This window comes from Nocardioides sp. B129/18 (assembly GCF_055282735.1).
The window spans coordinates 156816-172807 of sequence record NZ_JBUZJI010000002.1; the positions used below are offsets into that span (position 1 = coordinate 156816).

14 protein-coding genes and 2 tRNA genes are annotated in these 15992 nt (G+C 72.6%); 1 reads left to right on the forward strand and 15 read right to left on the reverse strand.

The window, feature by feature from the left end; translation table 11 throughout:
- Nucleotides 1-2: 2 nt before the first annotated feature.
- The 15 genes from ACZDWJ_RS02385 to ACZDWJ_RS02455 all read right to left on the reverse strand — a co-directional run bounded on the left by ACZDWJ_RS02385 (nt 3) and on the right by ACZDWJ_RS02455 (nt 13166).
- On the reverse strand, nt 3-644 hold the full coding sequence (locus ACZDWJ_RS02385) for an ATP-dependent Clp protease proteolytic subunit (RefSeq protein ID WP_463519314.1): 642 nt from the start codon (nt 642-644) through the stop codon (nt 3-5).
- Between the two features lie 83 nt (nt 645-727).
- Nucleotides 728-1210, reverse strand: coding sequence for an SRPBCC family protein (locus tag ACZDWJ_RS02390; RefSeq protein WP_463519315.1), 483 nt, complete (start codon nt 1208-1210; stop codon nt 728-730).
- Nucleotides 1207-2397, reverse strand: a complete 1191-nt coding sequence (locus ACZDWJ_RS02395; protein ID WP_463519316.1) for an esterase/lipase family protein — start codon at nt 2395-2397, stop codon at nt 1207-1209. Before ACZDWJ_RS02395 ends, ACZDWJ_RS02390 begins: the two co-directional genes overlap by 4 nt.
- 203 nt (nt 2398-2600) lie before the next feature.
- Nucleotides 2601-3998, reverse strand: coding sequence for a trigger factor (gene tig, locus ACZDWJ_RS02400; protein ID WP_463519317.1), 1398 nt, complete (start codon nt 3996-3998; stop codon nt 2601-2603).
- A 196-nt stretch (nt 3999-4194) separates the two neighbouring features.
- Nucleotides 4195-4267 (reverse strand) — tRNA-Pro (locus ACZDWJ_RS02405).
- A gap of 44 nt (nt 4268-4311) precedes the next feature.
- A tRNA-Gly gene (locus ACZDWJ_RS02410) sits at nt 4312-4385 on the reverse strand.
- Between the two features lie 77 nt (nt 4386-4462).
- Nucleotides 4463-5503, reverse strand: coding sequence for a PP2C family protein-serine/threonine phosphatase (locus ACZDWJ_RS02415; protein ID WP_463519318.1), 1041 nt, complete (start codon nt 5501-5503; stop codon nt 4463-4465).
- A gap of 64 nt (nt 5504-5567) precedes the next feature.
- Complete coding sequence (locus tag ACZDWJ_RS02420; protein ID WP_463519319.1) at nt 5568-6398, reverse strand: Fpg/Nei family DNA glycosylase; 831 nt, start codon at nt 6396-6398, stop codon at nt 5568-5570.
- Between the two features lie 13 nt (nt 6399-6411).
- On the reverse strand, nt 6412-6921 hold the full coding sequence (locus ACZDWJ_RS02425; protein ID WP_463519320.1) for a ribose-5-phosphate isomerase: 510 nt from the start codon (nt 6919-6921) through the stop codon (nt 6412-6414).
- 58 nt (nt 6922-6979) lie between these two features.
- Nucleotides 6980-7867 carry an alpha/beta hydrolase gene (locus ACZDWJ_RS02430; protein ID WP_463519321.1) on the reverse strand — a complete coding sequence of 296 codons (888 nt, stop codon included), beginning with the start codon at nt 7865-7867 and terminating at the stop codon, nt 6980-6982.
- 14 nt (nt 7868-7881) lie between these two features.
- On the reverse strand, nt 7882-8451 hold the full coding sequence (locus ACZDWJ_RS02435) for an LURP-one-related/scramblase family protein (protein ID WP_463519322.1): 570 nt from the start codon (nt 8449-8451) through the stop codon (nt 7882-7884).
- A gap of 55 nt (nt 8452-8506) precedes the next feature.
- A complete protein-coding gene (gene metG, locus ACZDWJ_RS02440) occupies nt 8507-10300 on the reverse strand; it encodes a methionine--tRNA ligase (protein WP_463519323.1) in 1794 nt (597 codons plus the stop codon).
- Between the two features lie 30 nt (nt 10301-10330).
- A complete protein-coding gene (locus tag ACZDWJ_RS02445; protein ID WP_463519324.1) occupies nt 10331-10954 on the reverse strand; it encodes a maleylpyruvate isomerase family mycothiol-dependent enzyme in 624 nt (207 codons plus the stop codon).
- Nucleotides 10954-11553: a mycothiol-dependent nitroreductase Rv2466c family protein gene (locus tag ACZDWJ_RS02450; RefSeq protein ID WP_463519325.1), complete on the reverse strand. Its 600-nt coding sequence runs from the start codon at nt 11551-11553 to the stop codon at nt 10954-10956. Before ACZDWJ_RS02450 ends, ACZDWJ_RS02445 begins: the two co-directional genes overlap by 1 nt.
- 56 nt (nt 11554-11609) lie before the next feature.
- On the reverse strand, nt 11610-13166 hold the full coding sequence (locus ACZDWJ_RS02455; protein WP_463519326.1) for a CHAP domain-containing protein: 1557 nt from the start codon (nt 13164-13166) through the stop codon (nt 11610-11612).
- 250 nt (nt 13167-13416) lie between these two features.
- Between ACZDWJ_RS02455 and pepN the strand changes: the two genes are divergently transcribed.
- Nucleotides 13417-15960 carry an aminopeptidase N gene (gene pepN, locus ACZDWJ_RS02460; RefSeq protein ID WP_463519327.1) on the forward strand — a complete coding sequence of 848 codons (2544 nt, stop codon included), beginning with the start codon at nt 13417-13419 and terminating at the stop codon, nt 15958-15960.
- Nucleotides 15961-15992: the final 32 nt, after the last annotated feature.

A 15992-nucleotide genomic window follows, 5' to 3' on the forward strand; every position in this document is an offset into this window, starting at 1 on the left:
CCTCACTTCGTGTGGGCGGGACGGCCGGAGTCGACGGCCTCGCGGGCGCTGGTGATGACCTGGTCGACGAGGCCGTACTCCAGGGCCTGGTCGGCGGTGAACCAGCGGTCGCGGTCAGCGTCGGCGACGACCTGCTCGATGGGCTGGCCGGTGTGCTCGGCGATGAGGTCGAGGAGCACCTTCTTGATGTGCAGCGACTGCTGAGCCTGGATCTTGATGTCGGAGGCGGAGCCGCCCATGCCCGACGACGGCTGGTGCATCATGATCCGCGCGTGCGGGAGGGCGTACCGCTTGCCCTTCGCGCCGGCGCACAGCAGGAACTGGCCCATCGACGCGGCGAGGCCCATGGCCACGGTGGCGACGTCGTTGGGGATGTAGTTCATGGTGTCGTAGATGGCCATGCCGGCGTCGACGGAGCCGCCGGGGCTGTTGATGTGGAGGAAGATGTCGGCCTCGGGGTCCTCCGCCGAGAGCAGCAGCAGCTGAGCACAGATCGCGTTCGCGTTCTGGTCGCGGACCTCGGAGCCGAGGAACACGATGCGCTCGCGCAGCAGGCGCTGGTAGATGTGGTCGTCGAGGACGTTGAGTCCGCCACCGCCACCCAGGGTGGAGCCGGACGCCGAAGGGCTCGAGTACTGGTTCACGTCGCCGACCCTAGCCCGTCCCGGCCCCGGTTCCAGGGGGTTCGGGGTCCTGTTCGCCGACAGCGGAAGCCGCCGCCGGCCGGTCAGCGTCCCGACGCGGCGATCGCCTCGCCGAGGCGACGCACCGTGGTGGCCATGCCGGCCTCGAGCTCGTCGGCGTGACCCTCGCTGCCGCCGAGGAACAGGGGCGCGACGAGCTTGGAGAGCCGGGTGACGTCGCGGGGCACGGGGCGGCGGTGGACGACGCGGGTGCCGGCGTCGACGGGCTCGAGCTCCCAGATCCAGCGCGCGCCCGAGGAGGTGGTGTCCCAGGCGAGCACGCGACCCGGATCGAGGACCGCCAGCACGTTGCGGGTGGGCCACACGAAGGCCTTGCGGCGGTTGACGCCGAGGTACCACTGGCCGACGCGCAGGCCGCCGCGCTTGAGCGGCAGCATGGCGAGGGTCTCGGGGCTCCACTCGCGCATCCGGCCCAGGTCGGTGAGCACCGACCAGACCTGCTCGGGGGCGACGGGGAGGACGGCCTCGGCGCGCAGCTCGCGCGCCGCCGGGGAGGAGAGGGTCACGCCAGCCAGTCTCGCAGAGCGCGCTCGACCTCGACGTGGTTCAGCAGCCCGAAGTGGTGCGTGCCGCCGACCCGCAGCACCTCGGCGCCCGGGAAGAGGGTGCGGCCGCGCCGGTCGCGTCCCTCGGCGGAGGCCGGACGCACCAGCAGGTCGCCCAGGAGGTCGCCGAGCGCGCCGACCACCGGGTGGGCGTCGGCGTCGGTGAGGGTCGCGGCCACCAGCCGGTAGCGCGCGTGCGGGAGCGCCGCGACGTCCTCGGCGAGCCCCGCGACGAGATCGCGGACGCCGGCCGAGCGCAGCTCGAGGATGCGGCTGAAGGCGGCGGTCTCGGCGAGCACGCCCAGGCCGCGGCTGCCGTGCCCGACGTGGGTGGCCAGCGGGGCCCCCAGGTGCGGGGTGCCGAGGGTGACGACGTCGGTGACGTGCGTGGTCCACGGGGCGCTCTCCCCGGGCCGCTCGGCGGCCACCGCGGCCGCGGCGCGCATGATCAGCCCGCCCATGGAGTGCCCGATGAGCGCGATCCGCGTGACCGGCACCGGCCAGGCCTCGACGACGTCGCGCAGCAGCGCCGTGAGCGCCACGCCGTTCTCGCGCAGCGGCAGACCGGTGTTGGCGCGCAGCAGCACCGGCGTCCAGCCGAGCTCCTCCAGCGCCTCGACGTAGGAGGTGCCGCGCTGCTCGCGGCCCAGCCCCCACGCCGACTCGTCCTCGCACAGGCCGTGGAGCAGGACGGCGATGCGCCCCGTGGCCTGCGGGAACGCCGCCGCGAGGGCCACGGTCTCGGGCTGGACGTCGGCGCCCGACCGCCGCACGGCCATCGGGATCGCCATCTGGGGCCGCTCGCGCAGCAGCCGGTCGCCGATGAGGCCGTTGACCGCCGCGGAGAGGAAGCGGCCCTCGGCCCGTCCCTCCAGGCGCGGCCCGGCTCCGGTCTCGGCCGCCCTGTCGAGCCCCTTCGACGCCGCCCGCAGGCCCACGCCCAGGCCGCCGTAGACCGCGCCCGCGATGCCGCGGTGCGCCCGCTCGATGGGCCCCGCCGGAGCGCGTGTCACCGCTCGCCCGACGCCGTGCACGCGGTCGACCACCGCGAGGTGGGTGTCGCGCGCGCTGCGCACGACGAGCTCGTCGGCCACCTCGCACAGCAGCGAGGCGGCGTCGAGCAGCGTGGGTCCGGGGGCGGTGGTCATGGAAGCAGGGTACCGGTTCGGAGTACATCTGTGCACTGGCGCCCGCGGTGAAAGTATCGGCGGTCAGCCGCCAGACCTTCCGGTTGGCGTTCGAAGCTTCGAACGCCAACCGTGGGTTTCAGCGGTTGGCCGCCAAAGCTTTCAACCCCCCGCGAAACACCACCGCCCCCGTCGATCACGACGGGGGCGGTGGGGGTGAGACCTCAGGCCTCGGTGGTCTCCTCGGCGTCGGCCTCGGCAGGAGCGTCGGAGTCGACCTCCGCCTCGGGCTCGCCGATGGTGCCGTCGGGACGCAGGTTCTTCAGGTCGACGACGTTGCCGGAGGCGTCCTTGACGACCGCGGCCTCGACGATCTGGGCCAGCGCCTTGCCGCGCAGGATCTCCTGCACCAGCTCGGGGATGTGGTTGTGCGCGAACATGTGGTTCGCGAACTCCTGCGGGTCCTGGCCGGACTGCTGGGCGCGGCGCACGAGGTGCTGGGAGAGCTCGTTCTGGTCGACGCCGAACTCCTCCTTCTTGGCGATCGCGTCGAGGATGAACTGCGCGGTGACGGCGTCGCGGACCCGGCGGTCGAGGTCGGCCTCGAACTCCTCCTGGGTCTGGCCCTCGTCCTCGAGGTACTTCTCCATCGTGATGCCGGCGTAGGCGAGCTGCTGCTCGACGCTCTCGCGGCGGGAGTTGAGCTCGTCGGTGACGAAGGACTCCGGCAGCGGGATCGAGACCTGCTCGAGGAGGACCTCGAGGACGGCGTCGCGGGCGGCGGCGGCCTGCTCGAGGCGCTTGCCACGGCCCAGACGCTCGCGGAGGTCGTCGCGGAACTCCTCCGCGGTGTCGAACTCCGAGGCGAGCTGGGCGAACTCGTCGTCGAACTCGGGGAGCTCCTGCTCCTGGACGCCGGTGACCTTGACCTGGACCTCGACATCCTGGCCGACGAGGTCGCCGCCGACGAGCTGGGAGGAGAAGGTCTTCTCCTCGCCGGCCGCCATGCCGACGAGGGCCTCGTCGAGGCCGTCGATCATGCCGCCGCGGCCGACCTGGTAGCTCATGCCGCTGACCTCGGCGCCCGGGACGACCTCGCCGTCCTGGACCGCGACGAGGTCGAGGGTCACGAAGTCGTTCTCGGCGGCCGCGCGCTCGACGTCGGCGAGGGTGCCGAAGCGCTCGCGCAGCGCCTTGATCTGCTCCTCGAGGTCCTCGTCGGAGACGGCGACGTCCTCGACCTCGGCCTCGAGGCCGTCGTAGGAGGGCAGCTCGAACTCGGGCTTGACGTCGACCTCGGCGGTGAACTCGACGAGCTGGTTGTCCTCGAGTCTGGTCACCTCGATCTCGGGCTGCGCGAGCGGCTCGAGGTCGTTCTCCTGCAGCGCCTCGACGTACTTCTTCGGGAGGACGTCGTTGATGGCCTCGTCGAGCACGACGCCCCGGCCGACCTGGCGGTCGATGATCGCGGGCGGGACCTTGCCGCGGCGGAAGCCGGGGATGTTGATCTGCTGCGCGATCTTCTTGTACGCCGCGTCGAGGCTCGGCTTGAGCTCCTCGAAGGGCACCTCGACGGTCAGCTTGGCCCGGGTCGGGCTCAAGGTCTCGACGGCGCTCTTCACAGACTTCTCCTACGTTCGAATGATGGGTGGCGGTGCCGGCGCTCGCGACCGGCCGGAGGACTCCGGCACCCGCAGCGCACGGGACCTCGGGGCAGCCTACCCAGCGCGGCTCGACGCGCCGAAATCACCCGGCACCGGCGGACGTCGAGCGCGGAAGGGGCCGAGGACCGGGTCAGGCCGGGAGGCGGGCCGGGAGTCGGGGCGACAGGACTCGAACCTGCGATCTCCTGCTCCCAAAGCAGGCGCGCTAGCCACTACGCTACGCCCCGCCAAGCCGTCCGAGCCGGGCCTCGCGGAGGCCGGCGGAGCGGCTTGGAGCGGATGACGGGAATCGAACCCGCGTAGCCAGTTTGGAAGACTGGGGCTCTACCATTGAGCTACATCCGCGTGCCCCCGGTCGCTCGTCGAGCGCCGGTGCGGGCTCATCGTGCCACAGGCCGCGACGCGGCCCGCAACCGCCGCGCTCAGCCGCGGGCGATGACGACGAGCGCGCGGTCGTCGGTGGCCGAGCCGAGCCGCTCGACCAGCCGTGCGGCGGCGGCGTCCCAGTGCCCGCGGACGATCTGCTCGGCGCCGCCGAGCATCCGGTCGATGCCGCGGTCGAGGTCGCGAGCGGGCTCCTCGACCATGCCGTCGGTGTAGAGGAGCACGGCGTCGCCGGGCTGGAGGCGGATGCGCACGGGCGGGTAGTCCTCCCCCGGCAGCAGGCCGAGGACGGGGCCCTCGGCGCCGAGCACGTTCCAGCGTCCGGAGCCGGCCGCCCGGTGCACGCCGGGCGGGTGGCCGGCGCTGCGCACCTCCGCGACGCCGGTGTCGAGGTCGAGGGAGAGGTGGACGGCGCTGGCGAAGCCCTCCTCCCAGTCCAGGCCGAGGAGGTACTCGTTGGCGGCGGAGAGGAAGTCCCCGGGCGGCACGGCGCCGAGCAGGCCGCCGAAGGCGCCGGACAGCAGGAGCGCCCGCGTGCCGGCGGCCTCCCCTTTGCCGGAGACGTCGACGAGCACCACCTCGAGCGTGCCCTCGGCCCGACGCGTCGAGACCACGAAGTCGCCCGCGAACGGCGTGCCGCCCGCCGAGCGCAGCGCGGACTCGACGGTCCAGCCGTGCGGGAGCGCCGGCATGCGGCCCTGGTCGAGGAGCCGGTCGCGCAGGTCGACGAACATCGACTCCCCCAGCATCCCGCCGACGCCGAGGCGGCTGCGCCGCACCGAGACGGCCAGGACGATGAGGATCATCAGCACCTGGATGCCGGACGCGCCGATGATGCGGGCGGTCTTGTCGGGCTGCAGCGCCACCGAGAGCGCGAGCATGAGGCTCATCCAGGCCAGGAACCAGGGCATCTCGCGCGGGCTGAGCAGGAGGCTGCCGACCAGCAGCGGCACCATCAGCGCGGTGAAGGGGACGTCGACCGGCGCCAGCGCGACGCAGAGCACCACGACGGCGGCCACGGCCGCCAGGCCCAGCGCGGGCCGGCTCATCGTCGCCCGGAGGGCGGAGACGGACGTCATGGTGCTCCTGTCGGTGCAGAGACCTCCAGGGCCGTGACGGCACCGCCCACGACCTCGGAGAGGGTCATCCTACGGTGCGCGGACGGTGGCGGCGCTGGCAGCGCGGGCACCAGAAGAGGTTGCGCGAGGCCATCGGCTCGGTGCGCACGGTGGTGCCGCACAGGAAGCACGGCTGGCCGGTGCGGCGGTAGACGTAGACCTCGCCGCCGTGGTCGTCGCGGCGCGGCTCGCGGCCCATCGCCTCGGGGGCGTGCTCGGGACGCACGGTGTCGATGCGTCCGGTGGCGACGCCCTCGGGCATGAGGTCGACGAGGTCGTCCCAGATCGCCCGCCACTGCGCGCGCCGCAGGGTGGTGCCGGCGCGGAAGGGGTCGATGCGCTGCCGGAAGAGCACCTCGGCGCGGTAGACGTTGCCGACGCCCGCGACGACCGACTGGTCCATGAGCAGCTCGCCGATGCTGCGTCGGCTGCGTGAGATCCGCGCCCAGGCGCGGTCGGGGTCGGCGTCGGGACGCAGCGGGTCGGCGCCGAGGTCGGCGAGCACGGCCGCGCGCCGCTCGGGGGTGACGAGGTCGCAGCGGGTGGCGCCGCGCAGGTCGGCGTGCGCGCGCGGGCCCTCGATCCGCAGCCGCACGGCTCCGCGGGGCTCGGGGGCGGGGCCCGGCGTCACGTCGAAGACGCCGATCAGGCCGAGGTGGACGTGGACGAGCCGCTCGCCCTCGAACTCGACGAACAGGTGCTTGCCGGCGGAGTCGGCGCCCAGCAGGACGGCGCCGTCGAGCTCGGCTGCCTCGGCGGCGAAGCGCCCCTGCGGGCTGGAGACGGCGACGGCGTCGCCGGCGAACGCCTCACCCAGGGCGAGCGCGAGCCGTCGGAGGGTGTGGCCCTCGGGCACGAGCCGGCCCCGGTCAGGCGTCGGGGCCGCGGCCTGCCGCGGACTCCGGGAGCGCGGGCGGCTCGCCGGTGCGCTCGTAGTCGAGCAGCTGGTTGATGCGGCGGACGTGGCGCTCGTCGCCGCTGAAGGGCTCGACGAGGAAGAGCTCGACGAAGCGGGTCATCTCCTCGAGGGTGTGCATGCGGCCGCCGACGGAGACGACCTGGGCGTCGTTGTGCTCACGGGCCAGACGGGCGGTGTCCTCGGACCACACCAGGGCGCAGCGGATGCCCTCGACCTTGTTGGCGGCCATCTGCTCGCCGTTGCCCGAGCCGCCGATGACGACGCCGAGGCTGTCGAGCCCGGCGGCCCGGTCCTGCGCGACGCCGCGGGCGGCGCGGATGCAGAAGACCGGATAGTCGTCGAGGGCGTCGTAGACGAACGGCCCGTGGTCGACCGCCTCGTAGCCGTGCTCGCCGAGCCAGGTGAGCAGGTGGTCCTTGAGGTCGAGTCCGGCATGGTCGGAGCCGAGGTGCACGCGCATGCGCCCATCCTCCCAAGGAGGTCGCCGGCCGCGACGCCCGGGGGCGCGCGGCGAGACGTCAGCCGTGGAGGTCGAGGAACCCGACGACCTGCAGCATCAACGGGTCGGCGGCGGTGAAGGCGTCGACGTGACGCCAGAAGCCGTGGATCTGCCCCAGGCACCGGGTGCCGACGACGCTGACGCCCAGCTCGGCGAGCTGGCGGGCGAGGTGCTCTCCCTCGTCGCGCAGCGGGTCGTGCTCGGCGGTGACGACGAGGGTCGGCGGCAGCGTCCAGAGCAGGTCCGAGCGCAGCGGTGCGAGGTCGGGGTGGGTGAGGTCGTCCTCGCTGGCGGCGTACTGCTCCCAGTACCAGGCGGCCTCGCGCTCGTCGAAGGCGTGCTGCTCGGTGCGGTAGGACTCGAAGGACGCGGACGGGTCGAGGAAGGGGTAGATGAGCACGACCGCCGCGAACCGGCCCGGGTTGCGCAGGGCGGCCACGAGCGCGAGGTTGCCGCCGGCGCTGTCGCCGTGCGCGTAGAGCGGTCCGGTGAGGCCGTGCGCGGCGCCCTCGCGCTCCAGCCAGCCCAGCACGGCGTCGACGTCGTCGGGCGCGGCCGGGAACCGGTGCTCGGGCGGGCGCCGGTAGTCGACGCTCACCACGGCGCGCCCGGCCCGGTTGGCCAGGCGCCGGGCGATGACGTCGTGCACCTCGACGTCGTTGAACACGAACCCACCGCCGTGGAGGTGGACGATGACGCCGGGTCGGGCGTCGCTCGGCACGTACACGCGGCAGGCGACGCCGTCGGCGTCGACGTCGCGGACCGAGGCGACGTCCTCGCGGTCCTGCGCCGCCGCGGTCTCCTGGGCCTGACGGCGCGCGTCGGCGATGTCGAAGCCGGGCTCGAAGACCTTGCGCTCGAGCTCGGCGAGCTCGACGGCCTTGCGGGCCTCGGGGTGCAGCACCATGGCGTCGGCTCGGGTCAGCGCTGCATGAGCGCGTCGAGGCCGACGGCCACGGCGGCGGCGACGCGGAAGTCGACGCGCTGGTCGGGCACGGTGACGACGTAGCGGTCGCGCAGCTTGAACTCGCGCTCGACGCTCATCAGCGGCGCGCCGTCGCTGGCGACGAAGTCGAAGTGGATCGAGAGGAACGGCAGGTCGGTGAAGCGCCGCAGGATCGCGGTGAGCTGGCTGCGCTCCTGGCCGGTGCCGGCGAAGCCGGGGCCCTCCATGTGGAAGGTGGAGCGCATGAGGCTGGCGCCGAAGTCCTTGCGGAAGAAGCCGAGCGGGGCGCCGGCCTCGTCGACGATGTCGTAGCCGGAGTTGAGGTCGATGCGCTTGCGCGCCTTGAACCCGAAGACCTGCCGCGACTTCGAGGAGTCGGTGTAGAAGGTGACCTGCTCCTTGAACGCCAGCCGCTTCTGCTCCGCGAAGCCCATGAGCTGGCCCTCGGATCCGTCGGGGTCGAGCGCGTAGAGCTCGTAGCGGTTGGTGGTCATCGCGAACTTCTGCTTGACCTGGAACGAGGGCAGGTACATGGCGGCGCTCATGGCCGGAAATCTAGCCGGTGGGCGCGACGTCCGTCCCCCGCCGCGCGGGACGGGCTCAGGAGCCGAGCCGGGCCAGCTCCTCCTCGATGATCGAGGGGTCGAGCTTGACGAAGACGGGGGTCGGCTTGGCCACCGGCGCTCCGACGGTGATCGGACGACGCTCCCACGCCGGGACGCGGGTGTAGTCGCCGGTGATGATCGGGTAGCCGGCACCGCCGTCGAGGTCCTCGGCCTCCTCCAGCCGCGGCATCGGCGCGACGTCGCCCGCGCCGCCGAGGGCGGCGTCGACGGCGTTGGCCGAGAACGGCAGGAACGGCGCGAGCACGAGGTTGAGGTCGGCGACGCACTGGGCGACGACGTGGAGGATCGTGCCGAGGCGCTCGCGCTCCTCGGGGGCCTTGAGCTTCCACGGCTGGTGGTCGGAGACGTACTTGTTGACCTCGCCGACGGCCCGCATGGCCTCGCCGACGGCCGCCTTCTGGCGGTGCCGGGCGATGAGGTCGCCGACGACGCCGAACGCGTCGTGGGCGACGGCCAGGACGGCGCGGTCGGCGTCGGTGAGCGCGCCCGCGGCGGGGATCTCGCCGAAGTTCTTGTGGATCAGGCTCGCGGTGCGGTTGACCAGGTTGCCCCAGCCGGCGACGAGCTCGTCGTTGGTGCGCCGCACGAACTCCGACCACGTGAAGTCGGAGTCCTGCGCCTCGGGCCCGGCGGCCGCGACGAAGTAGCGGAAGGCGTCGGGCTGGTAGCGGCTCAGCAGGTCGCGGACGTAGATGACGACCTTCTTGGAGGAGGAGAACTTGCGGCCCTCCATCGTCAGGAACTCCGAGCTGACGACCTCGGTGGGCAGCTGCAGGGTGCCGTACGGGCCGGGCTGGCCGCCGCGGGAGCCGCCGCCGTCGTAGGCGAGCAGCTCGGCGGGCCAGATCTGGCTGTGGAAGGTGATGTTGTCCTTGCCCATGAAGTAGTACGAGCGGGCGTCCTCGGCGTTCCACCACTGCCGCCAGGCGTCGGGGTCGCCGCTGCGGCGGGCCCACTCGATGGAGGCGGAGAGGTAGCCGATGACGGCGTCGAACCAGACGTAGAGCTTCTTGGTGGGGTTCTCCCGCCAGCCGTCCAGCGGCACCGCGATGCCCCAGTCGATGTCGCGGGTCATCGCGCGCGGGCGGATGTCCTTGAGGATGTTCTGGCTGAACCGGATGACGTTGGGACGCCACAGGCCGGTGGCCTCGCGCTCGTCGAGCCACTCCCCCAGCGCCTCGGCGAGCGCGGGCAGGTCGAGGAAGAAGTGCTGGGTCTCGATGAACTCCGGCACCTCGCCGTTGATGCGCGAGCGCGGCTCGATGAGGTCGGCGGGGTCGAGCTGGTTGCCGCAGGTGTCGCACTGGTCGCCGCGCGCGCCGGGGGTCTTGCAGATCGGGCAGGTGCCCTCGATGTAGCGGTCGGGCAGGGTGCGGCCGGTGGACGGCGAGATCGCGCCGAAGGTGGTCTGCTCGACGAAGTAGCCGTTGTCGTGGACGCCGCGGAACATCTCCTGCACCACCGCGTGGTGGTTGCGGGTGGTGGTGCGGGTGTAGAGGTCGTAGCTCAGCCCGAGGGAGCAGAGGTCCTCGGCGATGATCCGGTGGTTCTGGTCGGCGAGCTGCTGCGGGGTGAGGCCGGCCTCGTCGGCGGCGATGAGGATCGGCGTCCCGTGCTCGTCGGATCCCGACACCATGAGGACGTCGTGACCCGCCATCCGCATGTAGCGGCTGAAGACGTCGGAGGGCACGCCGAAGCCGGCCACGTGGCCGATGTGGCGGGGGCCGTTGGCGTAGGGCCAGGCGACGGCGGAGAGCACGCGGGTCATGGGGAGGATCCTAGGAGTCGGGGGTCGGCCTCAGCCCGCCGGGCGCTCCCACGGGACGGTGCGGCCGGCGTAGGCGGCGAGGTGGTCGTAGGCCGAGGAGCCGGCCGGGGCCGAGCGGGCGTCGGCGAAGGCCCGACCGGTGCGCTGGGGGCCGAGGATGCGGTCCATCGCGACGACGGCCCGCTCGGCGACCTGCTGGTCGAGGCCGTCGGTGGGGACGCCGAGCGCGCAGGCGAGGTCCCACGAGTGCACCGCGATCTCGGCGCTGTGCCAGTCGGGGTCGAGCATCGGGGCGTCCTGGACCTCGCGCCACAGGTTGACGACGACGTTGCCGCGGCGGCGCAGCTCCTCGCCGAACTCGGCGGTGAGCACCTCGCGTCCCCAGCCCGGGGGCGAGCCCTGGAGCATCGTCACGAAGATGCGGGGCTGGGCGACCAGGTGGTTGGCCAGGGCCAGGACGTCCCACTCCGGGCAGGGAGTGGGACGTCCGAGGTCGTCGGGCCCGATGCGGTCGAGGAGCTCGCCGGCCTGGGTGAACGAGCGGATCAGCGCGAGGATCGCGAGGCGGTCGACGCCGCCGGCTCCCCCGCCGTCGTGCCCGTGGCCGTGCCCGTGGCCGGTGTCATCGTGCGCGTGGTCGTGCCCGTCGGCCATCAGCTGAAGTCGAGGGGCTGGTTGCGCGAGCGCTTGAGCTCGAAGAAGTACGGGTAGGCCGCGAGCGCCACCGCGCCGTCCCAGACCTTGCCGGCCTCCTCGCCCTTCGGGATCGAGGTCATGACGGGTCCGAAGAACGCGACGCCGTCGATGGCGATGGTCGGGGTGCCGACCTCGTCGCCGACCTGGTCCATGCCCTCGTGGTGGGAGGTGATGATGGCCTGGTCGTACTGGGGGTCGTCGAAGGCCTCGACGAGCTCGGCGGGCAGGTCGACGGCGGCGAGCGCCTCGGCCATCACCGGCTTCTCCCGGCCCTTGCCCTCGTTGTGGATCCGGGTGCCCATGGCGGTGTAGAGCTCGGCGAGCTTCTCCTGGCCGTGCTGCTGCTGGACGGCCATCGCGATGCGGACCGGACCCCAGGCGCCCTCGAGCATCTTGCGGTAGTCCTCGGGGATGTCCTTGTCCTGGTTGAGGTAGCCCAGGCTCATGATGTGCCACTCGACCTCGATGTCGCGCACCTTCTCGACCTCGAGGATCCACCGCGAGGTGATCCAGGCGAAGGGGCACAGCGGGTCGAACCAGAAGTCGGCTTTCGTCATGACCGCATTCAACCGCGCCGCCCCGTCCGATGTTCCACCCGTGCGGGGCCAGGACCTCAGGTGCGCGGGATCGTGACCGCCATCCGCACGTGCGCGGCCTCGACGACGTCGGTGCCGTCGTAGACGAGGTCGAGCACGCGGCGCCCGGCGGGGATGCCCCGCATGACCAGCCGCAGCCGGCCGTCGACGAGGTCGCCCTTCGCCACGACCGAGTCGACGGTGGCGGTGACGGCGCCGGTGACGCTGCTGACGCCGCGCGCGGTGACCCGCAGGGTGACGATGAGCGCGCCGCCCGGGCTGGTGGCGGTGCTCACCGAGACCGTGGGCGTGGTGGTGACCGGCCCGTTGGTGGCCGCCTTGGCCCACTTGTCGGAGTAGCCGCTGCGGGCGAGCATCACCCGGGCGGTGATCACGTGCCCGGCGTCGGCGGAGCCGACGGCGTAGGTGGCCTCGTTCGCCCCGGAGATCACCTGGCCGTCGCGCAGCCAGGCGTAGCGCCGGGTCGCGTCGGACGGCGTCGTGGTGCCGCCGCCGACGGTGAGCGTGCGGCCGACGCGGGCGGTGCCGGTGACCGCGAACGGCTTGGTGACCTCGATGAGGCCGGGCGCGACGGCGGTGCTCGTCGGCGCGGTGAGGGTGGAGGTGCGGTAGCCGTACTCCGTGGCGGTCTGGCGCGCGGAGATGCGGGACCCGACGAGGTCGGGCGGCAGGGTCAGGGACGGCTCGGTCGCGCCGTCGATCGGCTGGCCGTCGGCGAGCCACTGGACGTCGACCTTCTCCGGCGACGGCGACCAGCTCGCCGCGGCGAGGCTCAGGGTCTGGCCGACCCGGGTGGTGCCCTGCACGGCCGGCTGCGCCTCGACGCCCAGCGTGCCCGGAGCGGTCGCGGAGCTGCTGCTCGAGGTCGAGGCGCCCGACGCGTAGCCAGTCTTGCTCGCCGCCACGCGCACCTTGAGGCGCTTGGAGAGCAGGGCCGGGGTGATGGCGAGGGTCTTGGAGGTGGCGCCCGAGAGGGCCTTGCCGTCGGCGTACCAGCGCAGCGACAGCTTGGCGCCGGCGGGCCACGTGCCGATGTCGGCGGAGACGCTCTTGCCGACCACCGGCGTGCCGACGACGCTCGGCTTCTCGCTCGCCGTCAGCGGCACGTCGTTGAAGTGGATGAAGCCGGCCGGCCAGCGACCGCTGTCCTTGGTGATGCGGCGCCAGTGGAAGTCGCCGCTCCACATGTCCTCGGAGATGACGATCTCGGTGGCGGAGACGACCTTCTCGACGTAGGCGACGTGCCCGCTCGACCCGGCGCCGGGGGTGTTGGCGCGCCACCAGGCCACGGCGCCGACGCGCGGGGTCTGGTCGGTGATGTCGGACATCGCGACGCCCCAGTTGGTGGCGTTGCCGTTGCCCTCCCACGGACGGGTGTTCGGCAGTCCGCTCTGGACGAGGCGGTAGGCGACGTAGTTGGTGCAGTTGTGGCCACCGTACATGCGCCAGTACATCTTCGAGCCGGCGGTCTTGTAGCCGGCGTGGCTGTAGCCGGCCGACGCGCAGGCGTCGTACCCGGTGCACAGGTAGGCGTTGGCCGCGGCGACGGGCGACGGCGGGGACACGACCACCACGCCCACCGCCGAGAGAAGGCCGATGAGCAACGTCAAGCCGACACGCCGTAGATGCATCACGAGCCGGTAGTAAACCCGAGGTCAAGCACCGACACGCGGAAACCGTTCAAGAATTTCACAATTCTCTCACCTGTCCCACCAGTGCTCCCCCGTCTCGGGCGCACCAGCAGACCCGCGGCCGGCGGGCACGTCACGCGCCCCGGGACGGGGCCCGTGACGTTGCCGACACCCGGGTGGCAGGATCATCGGCATGCCTGGAACCAATCTGACCCGGGACGAGGCCGCCACCCGCGCCGCCCTCCTGGACGTCACGTCGTACGCCATCGATCTGGACCTCACGACGGGCGAGACGACCTTCGGGTCGACGACCACCCTGACCTTCACCTGCCGCGAGCCCGGCGCCTCGACCTTCGCCGACCTCGTCGGCGCCACGGTGCACGAGGTGACCCTCAACGGCCGCAGCCTCGACCCCGCGACGGTCTACGCCGACAGCCGGATCACGCTCGAGGGGCTGGAGTCGGACAACGTGCTCGTCGTCCGCGCCGACTGCGCCTACTCCCACTCCGGCGAGGGCCTGCACCGGTTCGTCGACCCCGTCGACGACCGCGTCTACACCTACACGCAGTTCGAGGTGCCCGACGCCCGCCGCGTCTTCACCACCTTCGAGCAGCCCGACCTCAAGTCCGTCTTCGACTTCCGCGTCACCGCCCCGGCGCACTGGAAGGTCGTCTCCAACGCCCCGACCCCGCAGCCCGCGCCCGCCGGAGACGGCGTCGCGGTGTGGACCTTCCCCACCACCGAGCGCATGTCGACCTACATCACCGCGCTGGTGGCCGGTGAGTACCACGAGGTCCAGCACGTCTACGAGGGCAAGTTCGGCACCATCCCGCTGGGCCACTACTGCCGACAGTCGCTGGCCGAGCACCTCGACGTCGACGTGCTCGTCGACATCACGCAGAAGGGCTTCGCCTTCTTCGAGGAGCAGTTCGACTTCCCCTACCCCTTCGGCAAGTACGACCAGCTCTACGTGCCGGAGTACAACATGGGCGCGATGGAGAACGCCGGCTGCGTGACCCTGCGCGACGAGTACCTCCCCCGCAGCCGTCAGCCGCGCTCGTTCCACGAGTTCCGCTGCTCGGTGATCCTCCACGAGATGGCCCACATGTGGTTCGGCGACCTCGTGACCATGCGGTGGTGGGACGACCTCTGGCTCAACGAGTCCTTCGCGGAGTGGGCCTGCTACTGGGCCGAGGCCGAGGTCACCGAGTACACCGACGCGTGGACCGGCTTCGCCAACGCCCGCAAGGTCACCGGCTACCGCGCCGACCAGCTGCCCTCGACGCACCCGATCGCCGCCGACAACCACGACCTCGCGGCCGTCGAGGTCAACTTCGACATGATCACCTACGCCAAGGGCGCCTCGGTGCTCAAGCAGCTGGTGGCCTGGGTCGGCCTCGAGCCCTTCCTCGCGGGCCTGCGTCAGTACTTCAAGGACCACGCCTTCGGGAACTCCGAGTTCACCGACCTGCTCGCCGCCCTCGAGAAGGCCTCGGGCCGCGAGCTCAAGGGCTGGGCGCAGGAGTGGCTGCAGACCGCCGGCGTCAACACGCTGGCCCCCGAGCTCGAGCTCGACGCCGACGGCGCGTTCGCGCGCGTCGCCGTGCGGCAGACCGCCCACCCCGACTGGCCGACCCTGCGCCGTCACCGCATCGGCGTCGGCCTCTACGACCTCGTCGACGGCCGCCTCGTGCGCCGCGACGCGATCGAGATCGACGTCGAGGGCGAGCTCACCGAGGTCCCGCAGCTGGTCGGCGTGAAGCAGCCCGACCTGCTGCTGCTCAACGACAGCGACCACGCCTACGCCAAGATCCGCCTCGACGAGCGCTCGCTGGCCACCGCGATCGAGCACCTCTCCGCCCTCGAGGACTCCCTCGCCCGCGCCCTCGTCTGGGGCGCCGCCTGGGACATGACCCGCGACGCGGAGATGGCGGCCTCGGACTACGTCGCCCTGGTCCTGGCCAACATCGGCCAGGAGACCGACTCCTGGGGCGTCAGCCGCATCCCGGCCACCGCCGCGACGGCCGCGTCCTACTACTCCGCCCCCGCGCACCGCGACGAGCTCACGGCGCGCTTCGAGGCCGGCCTGCGCGAGCTCGCCTGGGCCGCGGAGCCGGGCAGCGACCACCAGCTGACGTTCGTCCGCGCGTGGGCCGGTGCCGCGAAGAGCGACGCCGCGCTGGAGGAGATCGCCGGGCTGCTCGACGGCGCCGTCGTCCTCGAGGGCCTCGCCGTCGACCAGGACCTGCGCTGGATCCTCATCACCGCCCTCGCCTCCCACGGCCGGGCCGAGGGTCGCATCGACGCCGAGCTCGAGACCGACAAGACCATCGCCGGCCAGGAGCACGCGGCCGCCGCCCGGGCCACCCAGCCCACCGCGGAGGCCAAGGCCGAGGCCTGGGCCCAGGTCGTCGAGCGCACCGACACCCCCAACGAGACCTCGCGCTCGGTGGCGGTGTCGTTCATGCGGCACGGCCAGGCCGACGTCCTCGCGCCCTACCTCGAGAAGTACCTCGAGGCGGCCGACACCGCGTGGGAGCACCTGGGCACCCACAAGGCGCAGGTGGCGCTGATGGCGCTCTTCCCGCACCCGCTGGCCTCGGCGGAGCTCCTCGAGCGCGTCGACGCCTGGCTGGCCTCCACCTCGGCCGCCCCCGGCGCGAAGCGCCTGGTCACCGAGGGTCGCGCCGACGCCGCCCGCGCCCTCGCGGCGCAGGAGCGTGACGCGCAGGGCTGATCCCCGCCCCGACGCCACCAGGGCCCGGCGAC

Excerpts from the sequence above, each read along its gene's own strand:
- ACZDWJ_RS02395 (WP_463519316.1), bottom strand. The coding sequence starts at position 2,397 with ATGACCACCGCCCCCGGACCCACGCTGCTCGACGCCGCCTCGCTGCTG.
- ACZDWJ_RS02415 (WP_463519318.1), bottom strand. The coding sequence starts at position 5,503 with ATGACGTCCGTCTCCGCCCTCCGGGCGACGATGAGCCGGCCCGCGCTG.
- ACZDWJ_RS02450 (WP_463519325.1), bottom strand. The coding sequence starts at position 11,553 with ATGACGAAAGCCGACTTCTGGTTCGACCCGCTGTGCCCCTTCGCCTGG.
- ACZDWJ_RS02435 (WP_463519322.1), bottom strand. The coding sequence starts at position 8,451 with ATGAGCGCCGCCATGTACCTGCCCTCGTTCCAGGTCAAGCAGAAGTTC.
- pepN (WP_463519327.1), top strand. The coding sequence starts at position 13,417 with ATGCCTGGAACCAATCTGACCCGGGACGAGGCCGCCACCCGCGCCGCC.
- ACZDWJ_RS02430 (WP_463519321.1), bottom strand. The coding sequence starts at position 7,867 with ATGGTGCTGCACCCCGAGGCCCGCAAGGCCGTCGAGCTCGCCGAGCTC.
- metG (WP_463519323.1), bottom strand. The coding sequence starts at position 10,300 with ATGACCCGCGTGCTCTCCGCCGTCGCCTGGCCCTACGCCAACGGCCCC.
- ACZDWJ_RS02445 (WP_463519324.1), bottom strand. The coding sequence starts at position 10,954 with ATGGCCGACGGGCACGACCACGCGCACGATGACACCGGCCACGGGCAC.
- ACZDWJ_RS02425 (WP_463519320.1), bottom strand. The coding sequence starts at position 6,921 with ATGCGCGTGCACCTCGGCTCCGACCATGCCGGACTCGACCTCAAGGAC.